Annotated in this window: 21 protein-coding genes; 9 read left to right on the plus strand and 12 right to left on the minus strand. The window is 67.4% G+C overall.

Annotated features, from left to right (window positions below; all coding sequences use genetic code 11):
• Position 1: 1 nt before the first annotated feature.
• Positions 2-1,471 (minus strand): FAD-binding protein, encoded by a 1,470-nt coding sequence (locus K3181_RS00400; RefSeq protein ID WP_221599764.1) that lies wholly within the window; start codon positions 1,469-1,471, stop codon positions 2-4.
• A gap of 144 nt (positions 1,472-1,615) precedes the next feature.
• Here K3181_RS00400 and K3181_RS00405 point away from each other — a divergent pair, with 144 nt between their 5' ends.
• On the plus strand, positions 1,616-2,287 hold the full coding sequence (locus tag K3181_RS00405) for an SDR family oxidoreductase (protein WP_221599766.1): 672 nt from the start codon (positions 1,616-1,618) through the stop codon (positions 2,285-2,287).
• Here the strand turns inward: K3181_RS00405 and K3181_RS00410 are convergent, their stop codons facing one another.
• The 3 genes from K3181_RS00410 to recN are packed head-to-tail and all read right to left on the minus strand — an operon-like array spanning position 2,288 to position 6,628.
• The gene (locus tag K3181_RS00410) at positions 2,288-2,779 is read right to left on the minus strand and encodes a CinA family protein (RefSeq protein WP_221599768.1); all 492 of its coding nucleotides are present in this window, start codon (positions 2,777-2,779) and stop codon (positions 2,288-2,290) included.
• A gap of 1 nt (position 2,780) precedes the next feature.
• Positions 2,781-4,964 (minus strand): NAD-dependent DNA ligase LigA, encoded by a 2,184-nt coding sequence (gene ligA, locus K3181_RS00415; protein WP_221599770.1) that lies wholly within the window; start codon positions 4,962-4,964, stop codon positions 2,781-2,783.
• Positions 4,964-6,628: a DNA repair protein RecN gene (recN, locus tag K3181_RS00420; protein ID WP_221599772.1), complete on the minus strand. Its 1,665-nt coding sequence runs from the start codon at positions 6,626-6,628 to the stop codon at positions 4,964-4,966. Before recN ends, ligA begins: the two co-directional genes overlap by 1 nt.
• A gap of 128 nt (positions 6,629-6,756) precedes the next feature.
• Here recN and K3181_RS15760 point away from each other — a divergent pair, with 128 nt between their 5' ends.
• A complete protein-coding gene (locus tag K3181_RS15760; RefSeq protein WP_221599774.1) occupies positions 6,757-7,917 on the plus strand; it encodes a GGDEF domain-containing protein in 1,161 nt (386 codons plus the stop codon).
• Positions 7,918-8,153: 236 nt separating this feature from the next.
• On the plus strand, positions 8,154-8,456 hold the full coding sequence (locus K3181_RS00430; protein WP_221599776.1) for a hypothetical protein: 303 nt from the start codon (positions 8,154-8,156) through the stop codon (positions 8,454-8,456).
• Between the two features lie 58 nt (positions 8,457-8,514).
• Here K3181_RS00430 and K3181_RS00435 read toward each other — a convergent pair whose 3' ends face one another.
• Positions 8,515-10,707, minus strand: coding sequence for a TonB-dependent receptor domain-containing protein (locus K3181_RS00435; RefSeq protein ID WP_221599778.1), 2,193 nt, complete (start codon positions 10,705-10,707; stop codon positions 8,515-8,517).
• Between the two features lie 219 nt (positions 10,708-10,926).
• On the minus strand, positions 10,927-11,730 hold the full coding sequence (locus K3181_RS00440) for an outer membrane protein assembly factor BamD (protein WP_221599780.1): 804 nt from the start codon (positions 11,728-11,730) through the stop codon (positions 10,927-10,929).
• 180 nt (positions 11,731-11,910) lie between these two features.
• Here K3181_RS00440 and K3181_RS00445 point away from each other — a divergent pair, with 180 nt between their 5' ends.
• Positions 11,911-12,084 carry a Flp family type IVb pilin gene (locus K3181_RS00445; protein WP_221599782.1) on the plus strand — a complete coding sequence of 58 codons (174 nt, stop codon included), beginning with the start codon at positions 11,911-11,913 and terminating at the stop codon, positions 12,082-12,084.
• A gap of 24 nt (positions 12,085-12,108) precedes the next feature.
• Here K3181_RS00445 and proB read toward each other — a convergent pair whose 3' ends face one another.
• Complete coding sequence (gene proB / locus K3181_RS00450) at positions 12,109-13,257, minus strand: glutamate 5-kinase (RefSeq protein WP_221599784.1); 1,149 nt, start codon at positions 13,255-13,257, stop codon at positions 12,109-12,111.
• A gap of 232 nt (positions 13,258-13,489) precedes the next feature.
• On the opposite strand from proB, the gene K3181_RS15765 reads away from it, so the two are divergent.
• From K3181_RS15765 to K3181_RS00470, 4 genes are all read left to right on the plus strand, one after another.
• Positions 13,490-14,254 carry a pyrroline-5-carboxylate reductase family protein gene (locus K3181_RS15765; protein WP_345725428.1) on the plus strand — a complete coding sequence of 255 codons (765 nt, stop codon included), beginning with the start codon at positions 13,490-13,492 and terminating at the stop codon, positions 14,252-14,254.
• 43 nt (positions 14,255-14,297) lie between these two features.
• Positions 14,298-15,563 (plus strand): glutamate-5-semialdehyde dehydrogenase, encoded by a 1,266-nt coding sequence (locus K3181_RS00460; protein WP_221599788.1) that lies wholly within the window; start codon positions 14,298-14,300, stop codon positions 15,561-15,563.
• Positions 15,564-15,654: 91 nt separating this feature from the next.
• Entirely contained in the window at positions 15,655-16,029 is a 375-nt protein-coding gene (locus tag K3181_RS00465) for a hypothetical protein (protein ID WP_221599790.1), read from the plus strand.
• Positions 16,026-16,916, plus strand: a complete 891-nt coding sequence (locus K3181_RS00470) for a FecR family protein (protein ID WP_221599792.1) — start codon at positions 16,026-16,028, stop codon at positions 16,914-16,916. Before K3181_RS00465 ends, K3181_RS00470 begins: the two co-directional genes overlap by 4 nt.
• Positions 16,917-16,926: 10 nt before the next feature.
• On the opposite strand, the gene K3181_RS00475 is transcribed toward K3181_RS00470, so the two are convergent.
• The 5 genes from K3181_RS00475 to K3181_RS00495 all read right to left on the minus strand — a co-directional run bounded on the left by K3181_RS00475 (position 16,927) and on the right by K3181_RS00495 (position 22,831).
• The gene (locus K3181_RS00475; RefSeq protein ID WP_221599794.1) at positions 16,927-19,164 is read right to left on the minus strand and encodes a CHASE2 domain-containing protein; all 2,238 of its coding nucleotides are present in this window, start codon (positions 19,162-19,164) and stop codon (positions 16,927-16,929) included.
• A 123-nt stretch (positions 19,165-19,287) separates the two neighbouring features.
• Positions 19,288-19,602 carry a hypothetical protein gene (locus K3181_RS00480; protein WP_221599796.1) on the minus strand — a complete coding sequence of 105 codons (315 nt, stop codon included), beginning with the start codon at positions 19,600-19,602 and terminating at the stop codon, positions 19,288-19,290.
• A 36-nt stretch (positions 19,603-19,638) separates the two neighbouring features.
• Positions 19,639-20,295: a TadE/TadG family type IV pilus assembly protein gene (locus tag K3181_RS00485; protein ID WP_345725429.1), complete on the minus strand. Its 657-nt coding sequence runs from the start codon at positions 20,293-20,295 to the stop codon at positions 19,639-19,641.
• Positions 20,292-20,897: a TadE/TadG family type IV pilus assembly protein gene (locus K3181_RS00490; RefSeq protein ID WP_221599800.1), complete on the minus strand. Its 606-nt coding sequence runs from the start codon at positions 20,895-20,897 to the stop codon at positions 20,292-20,294. The genes K3181_RS00485 and K3181_RS00490 overlap by 4 nt, the downstream gene beginning before the upstream one ends.
• A complete protein-coding gene (locus K3181_RS00495; protein ID WP_221599802.1) occupies positions 20,894-22,831 on the minus strand; it encodes a TadE/TadG family type IV pilus assembly protein in 1,938 nt (645 codons plus the stop codon). The genes K3181_RS00490 and K3181_RS00495 overlap by 4 nt, the downstream gene beginning before the upstream one ends.
• Positions 22,832-23,191: 360 nt before the next feature.
• Between K3181_RS00495 and K3181_RS00500 the strand changes: the two genes are divergently transcribed.
• On the plus strand, positions 23,192-24,064 hold the full coding sequence (locus K3181_RS00500) for a hypothetical protein (RefSeq protein WP_221599804.1): 873 nt from the start codon (positions 23,192-23,194) through the stop codon (positions 24,062-24,064).
• Positions 24,065-24,091: the final 27 nt, after the last annotated feature.

Below are 24,091 nucleotides of genomic sequence, written 5' to 3' on the forward strand. Positions count from 1 at the left end.
CTCAGGCGAAGCCGGCATCCGCCGCCGATTCGCCGGGTAGCGGTCGCCCGACGCCGAGCATCGTCCGCACGCGTTCGGAGAACATCAGCCGCCCTTGCGGATAGTGCTGTCGGTGAATGCGCATCAGCTCGGCAAGATGGCTATCGTCGAGCGCGGAGCAGAAATCGGGCCCCAGCGCGCTCTTGCCGAAATGCGGCCGCGTGGCGGGCTCGTAATGCATCACCAGCCGCTGCAGCCGCTCGAGCCAGGCATAGTCGCGCGGGTCGGCGAAGAGGTCGATCGCGGCCACCGGCCAATGCGCATTGGCGGCGAAGACTGGACCCGCCGTCCCCGGCAGCTCGCGCACCGAGATGATGCCCTTGAGGTAGAAGCCGAGATCGCGCAGCGCGTCCGCCTCGCGCATGATGAACTTGACCACCGCCGGCGCCCTTTCGAGCGGGACGAAAAAGGCGAGATTGTACCCCGTGTAAGTGGTCGAGAAGAGCCCGCGGGTGATGCTCGGCGCGCGGTTCTCCTTGAGCCCCGGCTTGGGGTCGTAGAGATAATCGAGATCGCCCGGATCGGTGATCACGCGCTCGCTCTGCTTCAGATCGAGCCAGTCGATGAAGCGCTGCATCGGGCGCCGCAAGGCGGGCAGGAAGCGGTCCAGAGCGTAGTAGCGCTTGAGCACCCAGGCGGCGAATTTGCCGCTTCCTCCCTTGGGCTCCGGATGCGCCTGGAGTTTCTCCGCCTCGTGGCATTCGGCGAGCGCGTGGAGCATGATCACCGGGTCCTCGGGATCGGTATAGGGCATCACGGCCCAATTGGCGGCGATCGCTCCCTGCTTGAGTTCGTCGAGCTTGGACAGGCGGCTCATCGAGCTGACCGAGACATAGGGCTCGAGCGGCTTGGTCTCGAGCACCAGTTCGATGATCGGCGCGATCGTGCCGAAGGACAGCGCGACATAGCGAAAATCGGGGTCGCCGCGCTTCAGCGTCACGCGCTTGCCCGCGCCGTCGAGGAAGGTCAGCTCGACGATGCTGTCGGCCATCACCGCGCGCGGGCCGAAACCGTGCGTCCCGGTGGCCAGCGCCCCGATGACCGACTGTTCCATGTAATTGCCCGAATTGAACAGGCCGCGGCCATGCTCGTCGCGCAGGTAAGTCTTGAGCTCGCGCACCGAGACGGAGGCACCGACGCGCACCGTTCCGGTTGCCGGATCGTAGGACAGCGTCGTGAGCCCGCCCTCGCGCATCATCATCGCGGTGACGCCGGGCACCACCTGCACTCCGTTGTAGCTGTGCGACTTGCCGACGCAGCTGTAGAGCCCCTCGCCGATCAGGCGACCGAGCCCCCCCTCGTCGGCGGGCACGCGCGCCTCGGTTTCGGTCCGATAGACGTTGATCCACGAGCGGACCCAGCGTTTACCGTCGGTCCCCACGGCGCGCGCGTCGGCGCGTTTCCGCATGGTGCGTCGATAGAGTGCGATCATGGCGTCCCCCCCTGCCAAGTCCCTGTACGCGCGTCATAACCGGTTCCGCGCGCGGATGCGAGGACAGGAACGACATGGCCCGGAAGGGAACTTCCGCTGCGCGGGGACGCTCTTCGAGCGAAGCGAAATCGCCAAGGAGGACACATGCCCAGAACCCTGCTCATCACCGGCGCATCGAGCGGCATCGGCGCCGCCACCGCGCGTGCCGCGGCCGCCGAGGGATGGAATGTTGCGCTGCTCGCGCGTTCGAAGGACAAGCTCGAGGAGCTCGCCGGCGGCATCGGCGCGAGCGCGCTGGCGCTGCCGTGCGACATCACCAAGCGCGACGAACTCGAGCCCGCGGTCGAGCAGGCGGTGACGCATTTCGGCGGGCTCGATGCGGTCTTCGCCAATGCCGGCACGGGCGTTTCGAGCCCGGGCATCGAGACGGGCAATCCCGACGAATGGCACGCGATGATCCATCTGAACGTGCTCGCCGTGCTGTCCACGGCGCATGCCACGCTGCCGCATCTGCGCAAGACCGGGGGCCAGTTCGTCGTGACCGGGTCGAAGGCCGGGCGCGACCATCTCAAGGGCTCGGTCTATGGCGCGACCAAGTGGTTCGTGCAGGGCTTCGCGGGCAATCTCGCCGAAGAAATGCGCGAATGGGGCGGACGCTGCACGGTGATCACCCCGGGCATGGTCGACACGCCCTTCTTCGACGAGCCCAAGCCGGACAAGATCCAGCCCGAGGACGTCGCGAATGCGGTGGTCTTCGCGCTTGCGCAGCCGAAGACGGCCGCGGTGCGCGAGATCCACATCATGCCCAACGACTGATCAGCGCGACAGCGCGTCCTCGAGCGCCTGCAGCGCGGCGCGGGTGAAGGCCTCCATATTGGCGATGCGGTCGTCGCTGCCGGTCTCGGTCAGGCGGGCAAATTCGAAACCGTCGGGCCCGACCACTGCGGCGCAGCTACGACCCGCAGGCGCGCCGCTCGGGTGCGTCGATCCGCCGACCGAACCGCTCTCGGCCAGTCCCCAATCGGCGCCGAAATTGTCGCGGATGGCGCGCGCCTGGAGCATCGCATAGTCCGAGCTTGCCCCGCGCATGCCTTTATAGGCCTCGCGCGGGAGGTCGAACAGCACGTCGCGCGCGCGGAAGGAATAGACCACCCCGCCCCCGACGAAGAAATCGAGCGCACCCGGAACGGTGAGCAGCGAGGCGGCGAGCAGCCCGCCGGTCGCACCGTCCGCCACGGCGAGCTTCTCGCCCCGCTCGCGCAACAGATCGGCAATGCGCAGCGCCTGCGGGTGCAGTTCCTCGAGCATGCTAGCCCGCCGCCGCCACGATTTCGGCCCAGCCCGCCTCGTCGATCACCTCGATTCCGAGTTCGGCGGCCTTCTTGAGCTTGCTGCCCGCGCCCGGCCCGGCGACGAGCAGATCGGTCTTGGCGCTGACCGAGCCGCTGGCCTTGGCGCCCAGCCGTTCGGCCTGCGCCTTGGCCTCGTCGCGGCTCATCGTCTCGAGCTTGCCGGTGAAGACCACGGTCTTGCCGCTGACCCGGCTTTCCCTCGTCTCGACTTCGTAGCGTGGCGGGCGAACTTCGGAGAGGATATCGTCCCACACCGCGCGGTTGTGGTCTTCGTGGAAGAAGTCGGCCAGCGCGTGGCCCACCGCCGTGCCGATGCCGTCGGTACGGACCTCGAAGATGCGCTTCACCGCCTCGACCATGCGGTTGTTGAAGGGGCTTTCCTTCTCGTCCTCGCCGCGCGGGTTCTCGGCACGATAGGCGGCGAATTCGCGGGCCTTTTCGGGCAGCAGGCGGATATCGCCCAGCCCCTTCATCAAATCGCGCGCGGTGACCGCGCCGACATGGCGGATGCCGAGCCCGAAGAGGAGCCGCGCGGCTTCGGGCTCGCGCCGGGCTTCCACAGAAGCCAACAGGTTGTCCACAGACTTGTCCTGCCATCCGTCGAGCGCGAGAATATCCGCGCGCCGGTCTTTCAGCCGAAAGATGTCGGCGGGGCTTTCGAGCCAGCCGAGCGCGAAGAACTGGTCGATCGTCTTCTCGCCCAGCCCGTCGATGTCGAGCGCGCCGCGACTGACGAAATGTTTCAATCTTTCCGTGCGTTGTGCCGGACAGATGAGACCGCCTGTGCAGCGCACATCGACCTCGCCCTCCTCGGCCACCGCCTCGCTGCCGCATTCGGGGCAATGATCGGGGAAATGCCAGGGCTCGCGATCGGCCTCGCGGGTGAGGTTTTCCACAAGCTGCGGGATAACGTCGCCCGCGCGCTGGACCACCACGCGGTCGCCCGGGCGCACGCCGAGCCGCGCGATCTCGTCGCGATTGTGGAGCGTGACATTGGTCACCGTCACCCCGCCGACCAGCACGGGTGCGAGCCGGCCGACCGGGGTCAGCTTGCCCGTGCGGCCGACCTGGATGTCGATCGCCTCGAGCATGGTCTCGGCCTGTTCGGCAGGGAACTTGTGCGCCAGCGCCCAGCGCGGCGCCTTGGCGACGAAGCCGAGTCGCTGCTGGTAGTCCAGGCTGTCGACCTTGTAGACCACGCCGTCGATTTCATACGGCAGATCAGCACGTTGAGCGGCGATCTTCTCGTAATGCTTCAGGATGCCCGCAGCGCTCTCGAAACGGTCGAAGAGCGGCGAGACGGGCACGCCCCAGGCCTCGATCCGGCGCACGACCTCGGTCTGCGTCTTCCCCGGCACCTCCGATGCCGCGCCCCAGCCATGCGCCCAGAAGCGGAGTGGACGCTGCGCGGTGACGCCGGCATCCTTCTGGCGCAGCGATCCGGCCGCCGCATTGCGCGGATTGGCGAACTGGCGGACCTTGGCCGGGTCGAAGTCCTCGCCCTTTTGCTCCGCCGCTGCGCGCGCATCGTCCATCAGCCGCGCATTGAGCGCCTCGAAATCGGCGCGTGCCATGTAGACCTCGCCGCGGATCTCGAAGACCTCCGGCGCATCGTCGCCAAGTTGCTGCGGAATGTCGGCGATATGCGCGACATTGGCGGTGACGTCCTCGCCCACCTGCCCGTCGCCGCGCGTCGCCGCGCGCACCAGAGCGCCCTTCTCGTAGCGCAGCGAGCAGGACAACCCGTCGATCTTGTCTTCGGCGGTGAAGGCGAGCGGCGCATCCGCGTCGAGCGCGAGGAAGCGCCGCACGCGCGCGACCCATTCCTCGACCTCCTCGGCCGAGAAGGCATTGTCGAGGCTCATCATGCGCACCTCGTGCGTCACCTTGCTCAGCGGCGAGGCGGCGATGGCGTGCCCGACCTTGCGGCTCGGCGAATCCGCGCGCACCAGATGCGGAAACGCCGCCTCGAGATCGGCGTTGCGCCGCACCAGCGCGTCGTATTCCTGGTCGCTGATCTCGGGCGCGTCCTCGGCATGATAGAGCCGGTCGTGATGCGCAATCTGCTTCGCCAGCCGCATCAACTCGTTGGCGGCATCGGCCTCGGTGAGATCGGTCGCCGCCGCGTGTGGCGTTGCCATCACACCCCCTCCAGCAGCCGATCCGCCTGCGCGCGCGCCTCGGGCGTGACCTCCGCGCCCGAGAGCATGCGGGCGATCTCTTCCTGGCGGCCGGCCTCGTCGAGCAGGACCACGCTGGTCTTGGTGACGGTGCCGTCGGAGGACTTTGCGATCATGTAATGCGTGCGCCCGCGCGCGGCGACCTGCGGGCTGTGCGTCACTGCGAGCAACTGCCCGTCGGCCGAGAGCCGCGCGAGCCGCTCGCCGATCGCGCTCGCCACCGCGCCGCCGACGCCGCGGTCGATCTCGTCGAAAATCACCGTCGCCGCCCCGCCCTGCTCGGCCAGCGCGACCTTGAGCGCGAGGATGAAGCGCGACAATTCACCTCCGCTCGCGATCTTGGCGAGCGGGGCGAAATCGGCGCCGGGATTGGTGGCGATGAGGAATTCGACGCTGTCCATGCCGCTCGCGCCCCATTTCTCCTCGGGCAATTCGCTCACCGCGGTGTGGAAGCGCGCGGCATCGAGCTTCAGCGGCGCGAGCTCGCGCGCGACCGCCTCGTCGAGCCGCATCGCCGCCGCGACGCGCGTCGCATGGAGCGCCTCGGCCTCCGCACGATAGCGCTGGCCGGCATCCTTCGCCGCGGCCTCGAGCGCATCGAGCTGCGCCTCGCCGCCCTCGATCGATTCGAGCGCGGCGCGCATCTCGCGCATGATTCGCGGCAGCTCGTCGACCTCGCAGCGGTGCTTGCGGGCAAGCGCGCGCAATTCGAACAGCCGCGTCTCGGCGGCATCGAGCGCGGCCGGATCGTGCTCCAACGACTCGGCCGCGGCCTGGAGCTTGTCCTCCGCCTCGCCCGCCTCGATCACCGCGCGGTCGAGCGCGGCGAGCGCGTCGGCGAGCAGGGGATGTTCGGGCGCGATCCGGTCGAGCCGCCGCGCCGCCACGCGCAGTGCCGCGAGCGGCGAATCCGAGCCCTCCCAGACATGCCGCAGCTCCTCGAGGTCGCCCGACAGCTTCTCGCCCTTCTGCATGCTCGCACGCGTCTCGGCGAGCCGGGCTTCTTCCCCCGCCTGCGGCTCAAGCGCGGTCAGTTCGGCGAGATGCGCGAGCAGCAGGTCCTGGTCGGCCTTGGCGTTCTCGACCGCCTCGCGCGCCTCGGCCAGCGCCTCCTCGGCGCGGCGCCATTTCGTCCAGCATGCCGCGACACGCTCGGTCTCGCCGCCCGCGAAGCGATCGAGCAGGGCGCGGTGGCCGCGTGGATTGACCAGCCCGCGATCGTCGTGCTGGCCATGCAGTTCGACGAGGAAGCCCGCCATCTCGCGCAGCAGGCCGACGCTCACCGGCTGGTCGTTGACGAAGGCCTTGCTCTTGCCGTCGGCCTTCAGCTGGCGGCGCAAGATCAGCGGCTCGCCCTCCTCGATCTCGAGATCGGCATCGTCGAGCACCGCGGCGAGCCCGGCGGGCAGCGCGGCGAATTCGAAGGTCGCGGTCACGCTCGCCTTGTCCTCGCCCCCACGCACCAGCGCGCTGTCGGCACGGTTGCCCAGCACGAGGCCGAGCGCATCGAGCAGAATCGACTTGCCCGCCCCGGTTTCGCCGGTGAGCACGCCGAGCCCGCGCCCAAAGGCGAGGTCGAGCGACTCGATCAGCACGATGTTGCGGATGGATAACCGGGTCAGCATGCCCTTGCTTCCTAGCCAAAGCGGAACCCCAAGTCAGCAGGCCAGCAAATCCTATCGACAAGCGCGCCCCGCAAGTTTCGCCGGGCGTCGTAACCGCGCCTTAGCAATTGATATCCTAGGGCTGCGGGGTGTTATGGCGACGCATCCTCGCAGGCCTGTCCGGGCCGGACGTTCCCGCGCACCTGCGCGCCGACTTCACGCTGCTCACTGCGGATCACATGCGCGGCCAGGCGCAGCTGCTGTTCCTCGGCTTCATCCTCAGCCTGCCGATGGTGGTCTATGGTGCCAGCCCCGGCGCCGGCCCGATCGTCGCCTACGGTCTCCCGCTGGCCATCTTCGTGCTGTCGTCCACCGGGCTGTTCGCCCTGTCGCGCCCGCGCGCCAAGGTACCGAATTGCGAAGAGGCGCTGCGGGTCATCGATACTGTGTGGAAGCTGTGCCTGGTGACCGCCGCCATCGGCAGCATCTGGTGCATTGCCAGCTGGGCCAGCGCACCGCTCCAGACCCGCATCTACTACCCCGCGATCATGTCGATCGGGGGGCTCGTGCTCGGTTACTGCCTGATGGCCGAACGCAGCGTCGGCATGACGGTCGTCGTCGTCACCATGGGCCCGCCGATCGCGGTCCTGGCGAGCACCGGCATGGTGATGGATGTGGTCCTTGCCGTCGCCATGGCGATCGGGGTCGGGTTCCAGCTGACCATGATGGTGCGCCACCAGCGGTTGCTGCTGAACCTCGTCGAGGAACGGTACCGATCGGCCGAACTGGCGCGGCGCGATCCGCTCACCGGCCTCGCCAACCGCCGCGCGCTGATCGAACGCTTCGAAAGCTTCGCGCGCCGGGACATGGCGGTGCGGCTGATGGTGGTCGATGTCGACCGCTTCAAGGGCATCAACGACCGCTTCGGCCACGACATGGGCGACCGGGTCCTGCAAACGCTCGCCACGCTGCTGGCCAGCCACGCGCGCGGTGAAATCTGTGCTGCGAGACTCGGCGGCGAGGAATTCGGCCTGCTCGGCAGCGCCGAAGCGCTCGACCCCGCCATCGCGCTGCAATTGCTGCGCGAGATCGGCTGCGCCGAGATGCCGCATGGCGAAACGATCACCGCGAGCATCGGCGTGGCCGATGCGGTGGTCTCGAGCCCGGAAGACTGGAACCCGCTCTATGCGCAGGCCGACCGGGCGCTCTATTGCGCGAAGAACGAAGGACGCAACCGTGTTGCCTCGTGCGAACCGCCCGAATCGCACTCCCCTGAGGAAATCCGGACGGCGCGCGTCTCGAACGCCTGAGCCGGCCCCCGGCGCATCAGAGCGTGCCATTCTGCGACAGGTCGCACCCCCAGGTCGACACAATGAATTCAGACTGGTAGATGGTTAACGCTTCATGGTTGCAAGCCCTCGGCACGAAGGGCTGCATATCGGGCGTTCATGAACATCTGAGGGGCCGGGCACAATCGGCCTCCGGTCGCATCGACCCAAGCGGCTCCGCCTGAACGGAGCCGGATGTTCAAATGGAGAGAGATATCATGAAAAAGCTGATCGTTGCCGCAGCCGTGGCTGCGCTGGTGCTGCCGAGCACTGCCATGGCGAACCACCCGCTGGGGAATGGGCCCGGCGGCCAGGTGAACCAGGCCAACCCCGACGGTTTCAAGAATCGCGGCCAGTGCCAGTCGGCTCTCAGCGCCGAAATCAATCGCCAGCGGCAGAATCCCGAAGAGCGCGTGGCCTCCCGCCAGGACCAGAAGGCTTCGGATTTCCAGCGCGACATGCTCGATCGGTTCGAATGCCGGTCGGAAGACGACGGACCCTATCGCGTCTACCTGCGCTGATCCGGCGTCGTAGAACTGGGCTCGTGCGGAGCGATCCGCGCGGGCCTTTTTCTTGCACCTAGAACAGCTTGCGAATGCGCAGCCGGACCGCGCGGCCTTCGGGATCGAGATAGGCCGGCAGCAAGGCGCGCGGGGTCGCCCCGCTCGCGTCGCGTACGGTGCGTCGCGCGTTGAAGAGGTTGTCGATCTCGATGCTGACCCGCAGACCCTCGCTCCAGCGATAGCGCGGTTCGGGCGGGAACCGTTCGCCAAGGTCGACGAACGCCTTGAACCCGATCCTCGCCAGCGCGGGGTAACGCAAGCTGCCGCGCGTGCCATCGGCCTGCAGCGCATCGCGCACCGTGCTCCTGCTCTCCCACTGCAGATCGAGCGCCCCGCCGAGCCCATTGCGGCGATAGCTCGCGTCGGCGCTCACCCGGTGGCGTGGATTGGCCCCCGCACTGCCATCGAGGTAGTCGATCACCGGCAAGTGCGCGAAGGATTGTAGTTCGTCCCGCAGCGCTATCGTGTGCGAGATGCCCAGCAGCAGGGCCCCGCCTCCGCGCAGCCGGTCGAACCGGCGTGACACCGCATCAATCGTGTCGTCGCCCATCGACGGTGGCAGGAAGGTGCGCGAGAAGTTGAGCGACCATGCCAGGCTGTCGCGATCGCGGCGGTAGAAGTTGACCGGACGGGTGTCGATCCGCAGCAGCCGCCCCGCAGGATCGCGCAGGAAGCGCCCGGGATAGGCCGCCGCGAACTCCTCGCTCGGAATTGCGACTCTCCCCACCGCATTGCTCCCGCGCGAGCGCCGGTAACTGGCTTCGAAACGCAGGTCCCGCACGAAGAGCGGCGTGATCGAGAGCGTAGCTGCGAACCGCCGCTCGAGCGAAGGTGCGAGCAGCGGGTTGCCGCCTTCGATCCGCTCCACATCCACGGTCTGTCCGGTGACGAAATCGTAGACGCGCACATTGGGAATGACCTCCAGTGGTGCGGCAAGATCGCTCACCCCGGGTGCACTTTCGTCACGCGACCATAGCGCCCGCAACCGAACCGGGCGGGCGGGTCGCCAGGTGAACCCCGCCGAATGGCTTTCGAGCGCGGCGAAATCGGACGGATCGGAGAGACCATAGCGCAACTCGCCGACAAGGCTTCCTACACCGGGATCGAGTTCGCCCCCTAGCAACGGCAGGCTAAGCCCGAATTCGGCGCCGAAAGTGCTCCGCGCAGCCGTGCGAGGAGCAGCACCGGCGATGCTGCTCCTCCCCTCGGTCCGCTCATGTCCTGCCGTCATCGCGATGTCGGCATAGATCGCACCGGCTGGCAACGATGCGAGATCGCCGCTCAGGACGAGTTCGGCCTCGGCCAAGGTGGTCGTGTCGCGGGCGGTTTCTCGCGCGACCGAAACGCCCTCGGCGCGATCGAAGCGGTTGCGGTCGGCAAAATGATCGAGTGCGGCCCGGCCGAACCAGGTCCATTCTTCCAGCATCCCGCTCGCGCTCGCAGCCAAGCCCAGCGATCGGCTGCGCGAAGATTGCTTGAGCGCCCGCATATCCTCCGGCGGTCCAACGCTGCCTGTCCGGCCTTCGGTGGTCCGCACATCCAGCGTGCTCGCCAGGTCGAACGACACCCCGGCATCGGATTCCATGGCCCAGCTTGCGCCGATCCGGGCGCGATCGCTCTGCGACAGCAAGGTCCGGAAGCGCCCCTCTCCGCGCGGGATCGACCGCTGCGCCTCGTCGAGACTGTCTCGCCGTTCGAGGAAACCCGACAGGCTCCAGCGCCGAGACGATACCACGCGTGCATAGCCGAGATCGCCGCGATAGATGCCCCTTCCCCCCTCGGTTGCCGCGCCGAGCTGGCCCTCGGTGGTCACTGCCCCGAACCGCTCGCGCAGGATCAGGTTGAGCACCTTGCGATCGCCCGGAAAGCCATAACGCAGGGCCAGTTCCTCGGGCAGGATCTCGATCCTCCGCACCGCCTCGGGCGCGAAGGCATCGATGCTCGACAGGCTGGCGATACGCTTGCCATTGACCAGCACCAGCGGGGCGTTCCCCGCCTCGCCGGAAAGAAGTCGCAGCAATTCGCCGATCGTCGAGGCCGCAAGCGCCGCAATCTGGTCTTCGTCGATCTCGACCAGCGGCGGCACGTCGGTCGGCACGGTACCACGCGGGTCCCGGCCAGTGACGACGATGGGCCGCCCATCGCCCGGCGCCACCGCCTCTTCACCGCTCGACTTGGAGGCGGCTCCCGCTTCGCCGGCAATCGCCATGCCCGGCATCGAGAAGGCCAGGCAAAGGCAAAGGAAAAGGAAAAGACACGGCCAGCGCATCTCCCCAGACTGCCCTCACGCCGCCAATGAATCATCCCCCCGCGCGATATTTCATGAGGCTGTCCCGCAAGGGGATGAGTTCACTCACGCGTCACTCGCGTGCACCAATCTCGACTCGCCCTAAGGTTTGTCACCCATGAAATTGTTTTCCAGAGGAAATTAGCTGGGATGGACGCCCGCTGCGTGGTCCTGCACCAGCTCATAGGCCTTGTCGTACCATTCGCTGCCCGGGTAATTGGCCCCGAGCACGGACGCATACTTCACCGCTTCGTCCGGAATGCCGAGCGCTAGGCTCGTTTCGGTCAGGCGATAGAGCGCTTCGGCCGCGTGGCTGGTGGTCTGGTAATTGTCGACCACGTTCTGGAAGCGGATCTGCGCCGCGATCCACTTGCCCGAGCGCTCGTAATGGCGGCCGATTTCCATTTCCTTGCCCGCGAGGTGGTCGCGGACGAGGTCGATCTTGAGCCGCGCGTCGGCCGCGTAGTCGGTATTGGGATAGCGGCGGTTAATCTCCTGCAGCGCGGTGAGCGCCTGGTCGGTGATCTTCTGGTCGCGCTGGACATCGCTGATCTGCTCGTAATAGCTCAGCGCGATCAGGTAGAAGGCGTAAGGCGCGTCCTTGTTGCCCGGGTGGATCTGCAGGAAGCGCTGGGCGGACTGGATCGCCTTGTTGTAATCCTTGGCGACGTAATAGCTGAACGAACTCATCAGCTGCGCGCGGCGGGCCCAGGGCGAATAGGGATGCTGGCGCTCGACCTCGTCGAACAGGGCCGCGGCCATCTGCGCCTGGCCGTTGTCGAGCCTGCGCTTGGCCTCCCAATAGAGCGTTTCCACGTCGCGCGCGACATAGGCCGTGTCCTTGGGCCCGTTGTCGCGACCGGCGCATGCGGCGGTGAGGAGGCTCGCACCGGCAAGCGCGGCGCCGAAGAACAGCTTGGTGCTGGAACGGGTCTGGGTCGTCATGGGAAGCAGCCTATAACCAGCGTCCCCATGAACGCCAAGTGAAGTTCGCCCGCCTGTCCCCCGCCTCACCGGACTAACCGGCCATTAAATCGAAATTAACCGTACCCTTGCGTTCCGCCTTAACCGTGGCGGTGCGATGTTCCTGCTCGAGTAAGGCAGACATAACCCTTGGGGATCGACATGAAACATCTGAAGAAATTCTGGAACGACGAACGCGGTGCTACCGCCATCGAATACGGCCTGATCGCAGCGCTCATCGCTGTGGCAGCCATCACCGCGCTGCAGTCGCTCGGTGGCCAGCTGTCGACGACCTTCAACAAGGTCTCGACCACCATGAGCTCGGGTAACGTCTGATCTCCGCGCGGAAGTGCCGGGCCGTTAGTTCGGCCCGGCAATTTCCTCCGGCGCGTCCCACAGAAGGTGGCGCGTCTCCAACATGACCAGATTCGCGCTGCGGATGACCTCGCCCTTGGTGCGGTAACCGAGCAGCCTTTCGGCCCCGGTATCGGGGTTGTTCGTCAGCACGCGCAATTCCTCCGACGTGAAATCGCTCAGGCCGCGGGCGCGCTCGATGCCCTTGCTGTCGTATATGTGCAGCACGTCGCCGCGGGTGAAATCCCCCGTCATCGACACGATATCCTCGCGCCGGATCGGCCGGTCTCGGCCCAGTCCCGCAGCGATCGAATCGGAGATCACGATACTGCCCGCCATCTGCAGGCGGTTGGCGATCCAGCTGTCCCAGCCTGACAGCGGGTTGGGATGCGGCAGGATCTTGGTCGCGCGACGCGCACCCGAAAGCACGCTCGACACGGGTCTGTCGGCATCGCCCTGCGCGATCCAGGTGGTCACGCCGGCTTCCTGCGCCATGTTCGCGGCGAGCAGCTTGGTCTCCATCCCCCCGGTTCCCAGCGTGCTCTTGCCGCGGGTCGCTTCCATATAGGGCGCGACGTCTTCCACCTCGGGAATGAACTGCGCGCCGGGTTCGTCGGGATTGCGGTCGTACAGACCGTCCACACCGGTCAGGATGACGAAATCGTCGGCCCCGACCATCTGCGCCACCTTGGCCGCGAGCCGGTCGTTGTCGCCGACGCGGATTTCCTCGGTGGTGATCGTGTCGTTCTCGTTGACGATCGGCATCACTCCCGCCTCGAGCAGGCGGTGCACCGTGTTGCGCGTGTTGAGGAAACGGCGGTGGTCCTCGAAATCGCCCAGAGTCAGCAGGACCTGCGCGATCTCGAAGCCGAATTCGTGGCCGACCTGCTTGTAGGCGTTGAGCAGCAGCGGCATGCCGCAGGCGGCGGCCGCCTGCTTGTCGGAAACCCCGGCGCTCTCGGGCGTTTCACCAATGATGCGCAGGCCCAGGGCCACCGAGCCGGAGGAGCACAGAATGACATTCGTGCCTTCCGACCGCAGCTGGGCGATATCCTCGAGCAGGCGCTGGAGGAAGCCGTAGCGCGGCGTGAGCAGTTCGAGGTTCGCAAGGAGGGCCGAACCGATTTTGACGACGACGTTTCGCTTCTTGGTCATACTATCCCAAAGTTGCGGAGGCTTGAAATTTCTGAGTCGCAATATAGATAGTGATTGTGCAGCGCACAACCACCTTTTATGAATATCGGACCAGCGCGAAGAACATGACTACTGCCATAGTCATAATGCATATTGCAGAGGGCGGATATTCTATTGGCAAGTAAGTCGAAGAATTAAAAAGAGTCATACGGCTCGGAAACGGATTTTAGTCATCATCAAAACTGTCTGTATTGTGGGATGCGGAAAAATGGGTTCCGCTTTGCTTTCGCAGTGGGTCGAGGGTCCCGAGGCGATCACCGTGGTCGATCCCGCGGGAAGCGATGTGCCCGATGGCGTGACCTTGGTGACCGACCGCGCCGCCATCGCCGACCGGAATTTCGACCTCATCGTGGCCGCGGTCAAACCGCAGCTGATAGACGATGTCCTGCCCGACTATGCCGCCCACCTCGCGCCCGAAGGCTACGTCCTCTCGATCGCCGCGGGCTATTCGGCGAGCCGCCTGTCCAAGGTGATGGGCAATGCCCCCGTCATCCGCACCATGCCCAATTTGCCCGCCGCCATCGGTCGCGGCGTCAGCGGCATCTGCCCCGGCCCGCTCGCGACCGCTGCCCACACCGAGCATGCCGAAGACTTCATGCGCCGCGCAGGAACGACGATCACCGTCGACAGCGAGGAAAAGCTCGACCGCGTGACTGCGGTCGCCGGCTCGGGTCCGGGCTACGTCTTCGAGATCGCCCGCGCCTATGCCGAAGCCGCGATGGCGCAGGGCTTCGACGAGGACGAGGCACGCAAGATGGTGCTCGGGACCATCGGCGGCGCGGTGGCCATGGCCGGCGAGCCCGGCGCGCCGAGCCTCGAGGAGCTTCGCAATTCGGTCACCAGCAAGGGCGGCACCACCGCCGCCGGCCTCGCCGCGCTCAACGGCGACGGTGGCCTAACCACCCGCCTGCATGATACGCTGCAGGCAGCATATGAACGGGCGGTCGAGCTGCGCTGACCACCGCGCCTCCCGCCCCCGACGAACCAAGACGAGAGAGCACATGAACGACCAGACACTCGACCCGCAGATCCATATCCACGACCTCGGCCAGCGCGCCCGCAAGGCAGCGCGCGGGCTGCTGTCGGCCAGCACCGAGGCGAAGAACACCGCGCTGCGCGAAGCCGCCAAGGCGCTGCGCAGCCGCACGGGCGAACTGCTCGAAGCCAATGCAAGCGACGTCGAGAGCGTCGCGGGCAAGAAGCCCGAAAGCTTCATCGACCGCCTGCGCCTGACCGAGGACCGCGTCGAGGCGATGGCCGGCGCGCTCGAGGAAATCGCCGAGCTGCCCGACCCGGTCGGTCGCCAGCTCGCCCGTTTTGAGCGCCCCAACGGTCTCAGCATCGAACGCGTCGCCGTGCCCATCGGCGTGATCGGGATGATCTACGAATCGCGCCCCAATGTCGGCGCCGACGCCAGCGCATTGTGCCTCAAGTCGGGCAATGCGGTGATCCTGCGCGGCGGCAGCGAAAGCCGCCATTCGACCCGCGTGATCGTCGAATGCATGCGCGCCGGGCTCAAGGCCGCAGGCCTGCCCGAGGACGCCGTCCAGACCGTCGGCACCACCGACCGCAACGCCGTCGCCGCATTGCTCAAGGCCGATGAATTCGTCGATCTCGTGATCCCGCGCGGCGGGCGCGGCCTCGTCGAGCTGGTGCGCGACCAGGCGAGCGTCCCCACCCTCCTCCATCTCGACGGCAACTGCCACAGCTATGTCCACGAGGCCGCCGACATCGACAAGGCGGTCCGGGTGATCCGCAACGCCAAGCTGCGCCGCACCGGCGTCTGCGGGGCGACCGAGAGCGTGGTGGTCGACCGCGCGGTGGCCGGGGCCTTCATCCCGCGGTTCGCCGACACGATGGGCAGCGACTGCGAATTGCGCGGCGATGCCGAAGCGGTCGCCATCGACGACCGGCTCAAGCCTGCCAGCGAGGACGACTGGAGCACCGAATATCTCGATCCCATCGCCAGCGTGAAGGTGGTCGACGGGCTCGATGAAGGCATCGCCTGGGTCGAAGAACATTCGAGCCACCACACTGACGCAATCATCACCGAGGACGACGACGCAGCCCGCAAGTTCATGACTTCGATCGACAGCGCCATCGTCATGCACAACGCCTCCACCCAGTTCGCCGACGGCGGCGAATTCGGAATGGGCGCCGAAATCGGTATCGCGACCGGCAAGATGCATGCACGCGGGCCCGTGGGGCTCGAGCAGCTGTGCAGCTTCAAATACCTCGTCCACGGCGACGGCCAGACACGCCCCTGACCCCTCCGCCGCCTGTGCGGCTGGAGAATTCGACGCAACTGCCCTATGATCCTCCCCGGTCGCATCGCGCGTTTCCGGGGAGGATTGCGTTATGGCACTGAAGCTTTGGGCACGAGCAGCGGTGATGGCAGCGTTCTTGCTGCCAACAGGCGCGCTGCATGCCGAAACGCTGGCCGAGCTCGACGCCCTGTCCGATGCCGCGCAGGACGAAGGCGGCGCGATCGCGGCGGCGCAGGACCTGGCCGCGGACGGCGCCTATCTCGAGGCGCTGGCGACGCTCGAGCGCATGCTCGCGGTCCATCCCAAATCGCCCGAGGGCCGCCTGCTTCACGCGCTCTATTTGTGTCGCGTCGACGACCAGCGCGGCGGGCAGGTCGAGATCGGCAAGCTCAAGGAGCGGGAATTCGGCAGCCAGACGCTCGCCGATGCCCGCGCCGCCTGCGAAGCCGGTGGAGAGGTGCCATGATGCGCCAGCCCTCCCCCCTCGTCGCCGCGCTGCTCGCCACCAGCCTGCTCGCCAGCCCGCTCGCCGCGCAGCAGCGGGTCGAGGTGGGCAATGCCGCCACCGTCGTCGGCGATGTGCGGATGAGCAATGCCCAGATCCGCAAGCCGAAGAAAATCGCGCGCAAGCAGCGTCTGGCCTGGGGCGATCTGATCGACACGGCCCGAAAATCGCAATTGCAGATCCTCCTGCTCGACCGCTCGAGCTTCGGTATCGGCGCCTCCTCGCGCGTGCGGATCGACCGCTTCGTCTACGATCCCGAGGCCGGGCGCAGCTTCTTCGCGACCATGGTCAAGGGCGCACTGCGCTTCTTCTCGGGCCGCGAGGAAGGCGAGAACAGCGGCGAGATCCAGACCCCCTCGGGCCGCATCGGCATTCGCGGCACCGCGCTCGACCTGCTGGTCGGCGAGGAGGCGGAGGCGATCGCCGAAGACGAGGACTTCGTCGGCAATGTCGACAGCGACGAGGACGAGGCGACCCTCGTCGTCCTGCGCGGCCCCGGCGCAGCCACTGCCGGCGGGCTCATGCCGGGGCGGGCCGAGGTCAGCGCCGCGGGAAAGACCGTGGTGCTCGACCAGCCCGGCCTCGCGGCCTACATCCCGCGTAACGGCGCGCCCCCGATCGGGCCGTTCTTCCTCTCCAATCCGGGCCTCGCCGAGCTGCAGGACCAGCTTCAGCCCGAAGTCGCCCGCGCCGCGCAGGGAGGCGGTGGCGGCGGGTTGCTGCGCGCGCTGCTGCCGCTCGCCGGCGCGATCGCGGTGGGCTCCTTGCTGAGCGGCGGACGCGACAGGACCGACAGCCAGGCCGAACCGCAGACCCGCAAGCCGAACGATCGCCAGGACCAGCCCTGAGCCGCTCGGGCTACTTGCTCACCGCCTGGTAGACTCCGTCCCAGCCCTCTCCCGGCGGGTCGCCGCGCAGGCTGGCGATCCGCTCGCGCATGAGCGCGGCCAGCCCGGCTACGCCGAGTGCCGCATAGGCCCCCTCCCCGTCGTCGAGCAGCGCCTCCGCCCGATCCCACTCCTGCGCACGATAAGCCTTCAGCAGCGCGGAATGCGTCTCGGCGAGCCGCACGAAACCGCTCTCGTCCGCCAGACCCTCGTCGCCGAGCAGCGCGAAAATCGTCTCGGGCGCATCGCGGCCCACCACGCGCACCCGGTCGAGCTCCACCAGCGCGAAACCGGGCAGCTCGGCCGCCAGCGCGCTGCCGACCACGATCGGCACATGATACTGCTTGGTCAGCCCCTCGAGCCGCGAGGCCATGTTCACCGTATCGCCGATCAGCGAATAGGACAGCCGCTGGCGCGAGCCCATATTGCCGACGCAGCACAGCCCCGCATTGATCCCGATGCCGATGCTCACCTCACCCGGCCAGACGACGCCCTTGCGCCCGGGCATGGTCCGGTTGAGCTCGGCGGTCGCAGCGACCATCTCCAGTGCGGCGCGCGCGGCATTGCGCGGGTGGTCGGGATCGTCGAGTGGCGCGTTCCAGAAGGCGAGGATCGCGTCGCCGATATATTTGTCGAGCGTCGCCTGGCGGGCGAGCAATATGTCGCTCATCGGGGTCAGGAACTCGATCAGGAAATCGATCACCTCGCGCGGGCTGTAACGCTCCGACATGCGGCTGAAGCCGCGAATGTCGCACATCAGCACGCTCATCTCGCGCTCCTCGCCGCCCAGTTCGAGCTGGTCGGGATCCTCGGCGATGCGGCGCACCATTTCGGGCGAGAGATAGCGGTCGAAGGCCGAGTGGATATAGGCGCGCCGACGCTCCTCGCGGTAGAAGACGGCGACCGTCTGCACCGCATAGACCGCGAGCAGCGCGAGCACCGGCCAGGTCGGATCGAGCAGGTAGTTCGCGCGAGTGAAGGCCAGCCAGCTGCCCCCGCCGACCAGCGCGATGCCTCCAAGCACCGCGAGTGCCCCGAACGCGGCGCCGAGCCGGGGCAGCAACAGCACGAGCCCGCCGCCGAGCAGCAGCACCAGCACCAGTTCGAGCCCGAATGCCCAGTCGGGCCGTTCGAGGAAATCGCCCGCCAGCATCTGCTCGGTCGCTGCGGCATGGACGGTGACGCCGCCGACGCGTTCCGCCAGCGGGGTCGAGACGAGATCCTGCAGCCCCGCCGCGCTGCCGCCGATGAAGACGATCTTGCCGCGCACCGCGCGCGCCAGCGCGGCATCGTCGAGCGCCCCGTCGATTACCTGCCAGGCGGGCAGGACCATGCGCTCGGCGGAAGGGAAATGGACCCACATCTCGCCCGCCCCGTTGACCGGGATCGCGCGCCCTGCCAGCCGCACCGCGACCGCCGCTCCACCTGCGCCCAGCGTCTCGCCGCTGCCGTCGCTGGCGAGCAGATCGGGCGATCCCGCGCCCTCGGCCACGCGCAAGGCCTCCAGGCTGAGCGAAGGCACGAGCACGCCGCGATGGATCGCCACCAGCGGCGCGCGGCGCACGATCCCGTCGGCATCGCTTTCGAGGCTGACGAAGCCGCTGCCCCGTGCCGCCGCCTCGAGCGCGGGCAGCGGCTGGATCGCGCCGTCGTAATGTCGCACCTCGCGCGAGGGCAGCGTCCCGTGGAGGGTGAAGGAGGCCTTGGGTTCGATGGCCACACCATGGCCCCCGCGATCGAGGAAATAGGCCGCGACCACGGGCGCGCGAGCGAAGCTGCGCGCCAGCAAGGCGTCGTGGCTCGGGAGCTGCGCGAAGGCTTCGGTGAGCGCCGCCTCGGTCCCCAGTCGCCGCTGGAGCGCGGCCACTTCGGCAGGCGAGGTGCGGTCGGGTTCGGAGAGCACGATATCGAACACCACCGCCGCCGCACCCGCCGCGGCCAGTCGGTCGGTCAGTGCGGCCAGTTCGGTGCGCGGCCAGGGCCATTGGCCGAGACGCTCGATCGAGGCTTCGTCGATATCGACTACCGCCACGCGGGCGTCTTCATCGACCTGGCGCGGCGCGGCGCGCTGATAGGCGTCGAACACCGCCAGCCCGACGCGCCCGAGCGATCCTGGCTGGGCAAGCTGTAGCAGGACCACCAGCGCGAGCGCGACCAGCCCGGCGACGATCGCGGGTGCATCGCGCAATCTGCGCAAGCGGTGGAACATGGCGGGCCCTCCCCGGCTGCGATCCTATGACGCGCTGGCCGAAGTTCAAGCCGCATCGCACGGGCGATCCCACCTCCCGGCGGCCACCCCCTGGATTTTGCATCGGTCTCCCGACGCGTCGCGCTACTGGATCTCGCTGGCGGCCGCGACCTTGGGATCGACCACCGCCTGCGGCACGGGGATGCGCACTTCCTTGTACTCGTAGACCGGAATCGCGGGCCGCGGTGCCGCCGGTGCGGGGGCGAACCAGTCGGCGCTTGCCTGCGTGTTCGTGCTCCGCGGAGCAGGGGCCGGCGCAGCTTCGCCCTGCGCCGCCGGCGCGGCATCGGCCCGCACGGGACGCTGCGCCAGCTGCGACACCGTGCCGCCCTCGCCCATCGTGAGCGCCACGAGCAGCAGGACGGTGGCAACGATGGCCAGCGCGGTTTTCATGTTCATGCTTCGATACCTCCGGCGCCCGAAGCGCCCCTTCGCCTAGCAGGAATTGACGGTGAGGTTCTGCGCGTTGGAAATCGACTGGTTGCTCCGCTCGCGCACGTTGAACGCGCTCTCGTAGCGCAGATCCAGGCCGCCGGTGACGATGCTCGGCAGGATCTGCGGCGTGTAGCGATAGGACACCTCGACGAACATCACCGCGGTCCCGTCGGCGGCCCTGATCTTGTTGCCAGTCGGGCCCATCCCGTCGATCAGCGAATAGTCGCTGTTGCCCTTGGTCTCTTTCCCGTACGCAGGCTCGACCGCGAGCGAACCGTGGCACCGCTGCCAGCCGATCATCTGACCGCTCTTGCCGCTTTGCGGCGGCATGGTGTTGGGCTGGAGCGATGACAGGACGATCTTGCCATTCTGCGCGAAATCGGTGGAGCCTGCGACGAGGTCGGCGCCCGCGAAAATCTCGTAGATGTCGGATTCGTCGATGCTCTGCCGCACGCGCCCGGCATTGTCGGCCACCGAAATGGCGATCTGGCTGACGCGCATATGCGCCATCACCAGATTGATGACCTCGAGCCCCCCGAACAGCAGGGTGACGAAGATCGGCAGCGCGAAGGCGAATTCGGTCAGCGCGATGCCGCGCTGCGAGCGGCGCAACCGGCTCAGCAGGCCCCGGACATCCGTGGCTGGGCTCGGGATCATACGCATACCGTCGAGGGCGTCTGCTGCGTGGTATAGGGCTGGTTGCGCACCGCAGCGGTGGCGTTGATTTCGTAATTGGGCGTCGCGGTGATGAATTTGTGGATCGGGAACAGCCGCGGCATGATCAGCTTGACCGTGTAGAACACGACATCGTCCGCGCCGCCCACGCCGGTGCGTCCCGCACTGGTGTCGAAGGAGCCGTTTCCGTTCAGGTCGACGAAGCAGTCGCCCGTGTCGTACTGGCCGTTCGAATTGTAGTCGGTCACCAGCTTCTCGCTGCGTCCGACGGTGGAGAAGTCATAGAAGTTCTTGGTCGTGATCGTGTAGGTCGCGTTGCGCGCGACGAGGTCGGACCGCGCCTTGATGGCGCATTCGATCTGGAGCTCCACCGTGGCCCCGGTGCAGTTGAGCTGCGGCCCTTCGAGCGAGCCCGTGCGCGACACGTCGTTGAGCGCGCCCTGTACCACCGAGCGCAGATAGGCCTGGTAGCCGAGGTCGAAGCCGCCGAGGATGAACAGCAGCATCGGCACCAGCACGAGTGCGAATTCGACGATCGCCGCCCCGCGCTCGTCGCGCCGCAGATTTCGCGCGAACCGGGTCATTGCGTCAGCCTCAGCGCGCCGATCTTGTTGCCGATCTGCTGGAACTTGGCGATCAGCGCGGTACGGTTGCTGGCCGTATCGGCCTGCTCCGAGCTGCTCGCGCAGCCGCTGAGATTGCTGTTGAGCGCGGTGTCGAAGCCGATCACCCAGACCGAGGCGCCGAGGTTCTTGGCCGCGTTGCAGGCCATGCGGAAACGCTGCTCGTGCCGGATCAGCTGGTCGGTACAGCTGCCCGAGCCCGTCACGCGCATGTCGTTCTGCTCGACGCCATAGGCGGTGTAGACGTTGCAGTAGGCGGTCTGCTGGCCGTCGGTCATGAAGATCACGTGGCGGTTGCAGGGCATCGAGTTGTAATAGGTGCAGGCATCGCCGAAGGCCCCGCCGGTCGAGACCATCCGGGCGCCCCAGATCATGCCGATGTCGTGATAGGTGCCGCCCACGGTCTGGAGTCCGGTGAGATAGGTGTCGAGCGAGGTGCGATCCCACACCGCCAGTCGACGCGCTTCGGTCGGGCAGGCCCAGTAACCCTGGCTGTAGCCGTAGTTCAGGATCCAGCCGCTGGTGGTGGTCGAGTTGGTGCTGGTCTGCGAGGTCGTGCCGCCGGAGCGGGTGTAGATGAGATCGGGCACCATCGGCCGCCAGCGCGTCGCATCGCTGCTCGGGATCAAATTGATGTCGAGATCCTTGGCACCCGAGGGGATCGTCAGGCTGGTCCCGCCGTCGATCGAGGTGGTGGTGTCACGCTCCTCGATGCAGCCGTTCCAGGTCGCGGTGGAGGTGCTCGTCCCGGTCCCGCTCGCGGCGAGCTGCCGGAGGTTGTAGGTTCCGCCGGGTGCAGGAACGGTGCCGGCGCCGCTGGTCGCATAGGTCATCGTGCCCGTGGGCGTGATGTAGTTCGACAGGTCGTAGGTGGTCTGCTGGTAGGTCCAGCTGCTGAAGGCCTTCTGGCTGCCCGTGGCATAGGTCGTGGTCTCGACCACCTTCCACCGGCGGCAGCTGCGATAGGTGCCCGAGGTGTCCGATGCGCCCGAATAGCCCCAATCGTTCGACTGGCTGTAGCCGCTGCTCGACGAGGTGCCCTGGTAGCGCGTCACCGTGGTCGCCGTCGGCGCCGGCCCGCCGCCGGTCGTGCTCGATGATTCGACCCAGCTCTGGCAGGCGGAGCTCGTGTAGCTGCCGCTGGCATATTCCCACGACCCGCTCGAGGTCGGCGTCTGCGGCGTATAGACATCCGCGTTGAAATTGGCGACGCGCGAGGGGATGGTCACGCTCGAGCGGATGTAGCTCGGATCCTTCGCATAGAGCAGCCGCCCGACATTGACCGTGCTCGAATAGGGCACGATGCCGTAACGCAGCCGCAGCCCCTGCGATTCCAGCTGCGTCTGGACGGGGGCGAGCTCGTCGTAGAGCGCCAGCACCGCATCCTGCAGCGCCTCGATCTTGGGCGTGCCGTTGAGATCGTTGGCCATCGAGCCGGTGACGTCGAGCACCAGCACGATGTCGGTGTTGACGAAATTGAGCGAGGCGTCGCAGGTCACCGCCACGGGCAGCGAACCAAAGCCGAACAGCTTCATCACCACCGTCGGGATGGTCGTGTTGGCGGCCACGCGGATCACGCCCGCCGAAGGCTTGGTCACCGTCGGGGTGAAGGCCGCGGTGCCATAGAGTCCCTGCGGGAAGTTGAAGCCGAAGAATTCCTTGCCGGTGGTCTCGACGCTGGTGGTCAGCGTGTCGTTGAGGAGCACGCGGCGCGCGGCCAGCGAGGCGGAGTCGCAGGCGCTCTGCATCTTGCTCTTGGCCATATAGGCGCGGCTGAGGTCGATCCCGCTGCCGATCATGATGGTGAGCGGCACCAGCGCCGCGCCGACGATCGCCAGCACGTTGCCCCTGTTGTCGCGCGAAAGGCTCGCAAGCAGACGTCGGAAAAATGCCATCGGTCCCCAATCTCGATACCAGCGGGGCCTCGCCCCGATCCACGACGCAAAACCCCATTCCCCCGCTATCCCTGCGGGGTTAAGAATTGGTTAGAAGCGGTGCTTTCCTACTCGGTCATTTTCTGATCCAAGCTGTCCGATGGAAGAGGATCAACCGAGCGAAGCGAGGCAAGCGCGGAAGCAAGGCGAAAGCCGCAGCTGGCCAGAGGCCACCTGCACGGCCGCCCGCAGCGGAATCGAAGCGACAGCGAAGATGGCCGAAGGCCACCCGCCCGCAGGGCGTATGAGCGAGGAATTCGCACCTGCGGGAAGCGCAGCTGAACCGGCGAAGCCGGGACAACCAGGTGCGGAACACAAAAAATGACCCGCAAGGCCGACCCGCACGAGACCCGCCTGCCCGTCCCCCGGGGCGAGCTGCCCCCCTTCGACCCCGTGCCGCGCAAATGCGCGCGCCACGACGGCTGGACCGCCACCCGCCAGCGCCGCTTCATCGAGGCGCTGGCCGACAGCGGCAGCGTCGAATCCGCCTGCCGCACGGTCAATATGAGCACGGTCGGCGCCTATCACCTGCGCCGCCAGCCGGGCGCCGACAGCTTCCGCGCGGCGTGGGAGGCCGCGCTCGACCTCGGCGTCCAGCGGATCGAGGACGCGGCGATGGACCGCGCGCTCAACGGCACCGAGGAGACGATCCACTACCACGGCGAGCATGTCGCCACCCGCCGTCGCTACAACGAGCGGCTGGTGATGTTCATCCTGCGCAACCGCGCCGCCGACCGCTTCGGCGAACACGGCGCGAAGGGCCCCGACGCGGTGGGCAAGATGGAGCTCGAGCGGCTGCGCAGGAAATGGCGCAAGCAGTGGGAGCGCGAATGGGGCGCCGAGCAGATGAAGCGCGAATGCGAGACCATGGCCTCGATCAACGCCAAGATCGACATGGTCCGCGCCAAGGAGGCCGGCCTCGAAAGCCCCCGCGTGCGCGCCGCGCGCGAGGCGCTCGAAGAGGCCATCGCCGCCGACCGCGCCGAGCGCTACGACCCCACGCGCGATCCCGACCACGAACTCTATCGCGGCGAGCGCGCGCTGCCGGGGCGCGAGTACGATTTCGGGATCGTGTGGGAGGGCGAGGAGGTGGACGAGGCGGCGGAGGGCGATGGCGACGCGCCGAGCGAGGATCAGGCGCCCGCGCCCGGCGTACCGCGCCTACGATCGCTCAGGGATGGTGGGTGGGACTAGACACAAGCCAAGGCTCTGGACTATCTC

Origin of the sequence: Qipengyuania mesophila, assembly GCF_019711655.1 — a bacterium.
Lineage (GTDB): Bacteria > Pseudomonadota > Alphaproteobacteria > Sphingomonadales > Sphingomonadaceae > Qipengyuania > Qipengyuania mesophila.

Bases quoted from the DNA above. Each gene is read 5' to 3' on its own strand.
- K3181_RS00400 (WP_221599764.1), bottom strand. From the start codon at position 1,471: ATGATCGCACTCTATCGACGCACCATGCGGAAACGCGCCGACGCGCGC.
- K3181_RS00405 (WP_221599766.1), top strand. From the start codon at position 1,616: ATGCCCAGAACCCTGCTCATCACCGGCGCATCGAGCGGCATCGGCGCC.
- K3181_RS00410 (WP_221599768.1), bottom strand. From the start codon at position 2,779: ATGCTCGAGGAACTGCACCCGCAGGCGCTGCGCATTGCCGATCTGTTG.
- ligA (WP_221599770.1), bottom strand. From the start codon at position 4,964: ATGGCAACGCCACACGCGGCGGCGACCGATCTCACCGAGGCCGATGCC.
- recN (WP_221599772.1), bottom strand. From the start codon at position 6,628: ATGCTGACCCGGTTATCCATCCGCAACATCGTGCTGATCGAGTCGCTC.
- K3181_RS00430 (WP_221599776.1), top strand. From the start codon at position 8,154: ATGAAAAAGCTGATCGTTGCCGCAGCCGTGGCTGCGCTGGTGCTGCCG.
- K3181_RS00435 (WP_221599778.1), bottom strand. From the start codon at position 10,707: ATGGCGATTGCCGGCGAAGCGGGAGCCGCCTCCAAGTCGAGCGGTGAA.
- K3181_RS00440 (WP_221599780.1), bottom strand. From the start codon at position 11,730: ATGACGACCCAGACCCGTTCCAGCACCAAGCTGTTCTTCGGCGCCGCG.
- K3181_RS00445 (WP_221599782.1), top strand. From the start codon at position 11,911: ATGAAACATCTGAAGAAATTCTGGAACGACGAACGCGGTGCTACCGCC.
- proB (WP_221599784.1), bottom strand. From the start codon at position 13,257: ATGACCAAGAAGCGAAACGTCGTCGTCAAAATCGGTTCGGCCCTCCTT.
- K3181_RS00460 (WP_221599788.1), top strand. From the start codon at position 14,298: ATGAACGACCAGACACTCGACCCGCAGATCCATATCCACGACCTCGGC.
- K3181_RS00465 (WP_221599790.1), top strand. From the start codon at position 15,655: ATGGCACTGAAGCTTTGGGCACGAGCAGCGGTGATGGCAGCGTTCTTG.
- K3181_RS00470 (WP_221599792.1), top strand. From the start codon at position 16,026: ATGATGCGCCAGCCCTCCCCCCTCGTCGCCGCGCTGCTCGCCACCAGC.
- K3181_RS00475 (WP_221599794.1), bottom strand. From the start codon at position 19,164: ATGTTCCACCGCTTGCGCAGATTGCGCGATGCACCCGCGATCGTCGCC.
- K3181_RS00480 (WP_221599796.1), bottom strand. From the start codon at position 19,602: ATGAACATGAAAACCGCGCTGGCCATCGTTGCCACCGTCCTGCTGCTC.
- K3181_RS00485 (WP_345725429.1), bottom strand. From the start codon at position 20,295: ATGATCCCGAGCCCAGCCACGGATGTCCGGGGCCTGCTGAGCCGGTTG.
- K3181_RS00490 (WP_221599800.1), bottom strand. From the start codon at position 20,897: ATGACCCGGTTCGCGCGAAATCTGCGGCGCGACGAGCGCGGGGCGGCG.
- K3181_RS00495 (WP_221599802.1), bottom strand. From the start codon at position 22,831: ATGGCATTTTTCCGACGTCTGCTTGCGAGCCTTTCGCGCGACAACAGG.
- K3181_RS00500 (WP_221599804.1), top strand. From the start codon at position 23,192: ATGACCCGCAAGGCCGACCCGCACGAGACCCGCCTGCCCGTCCCCCGG.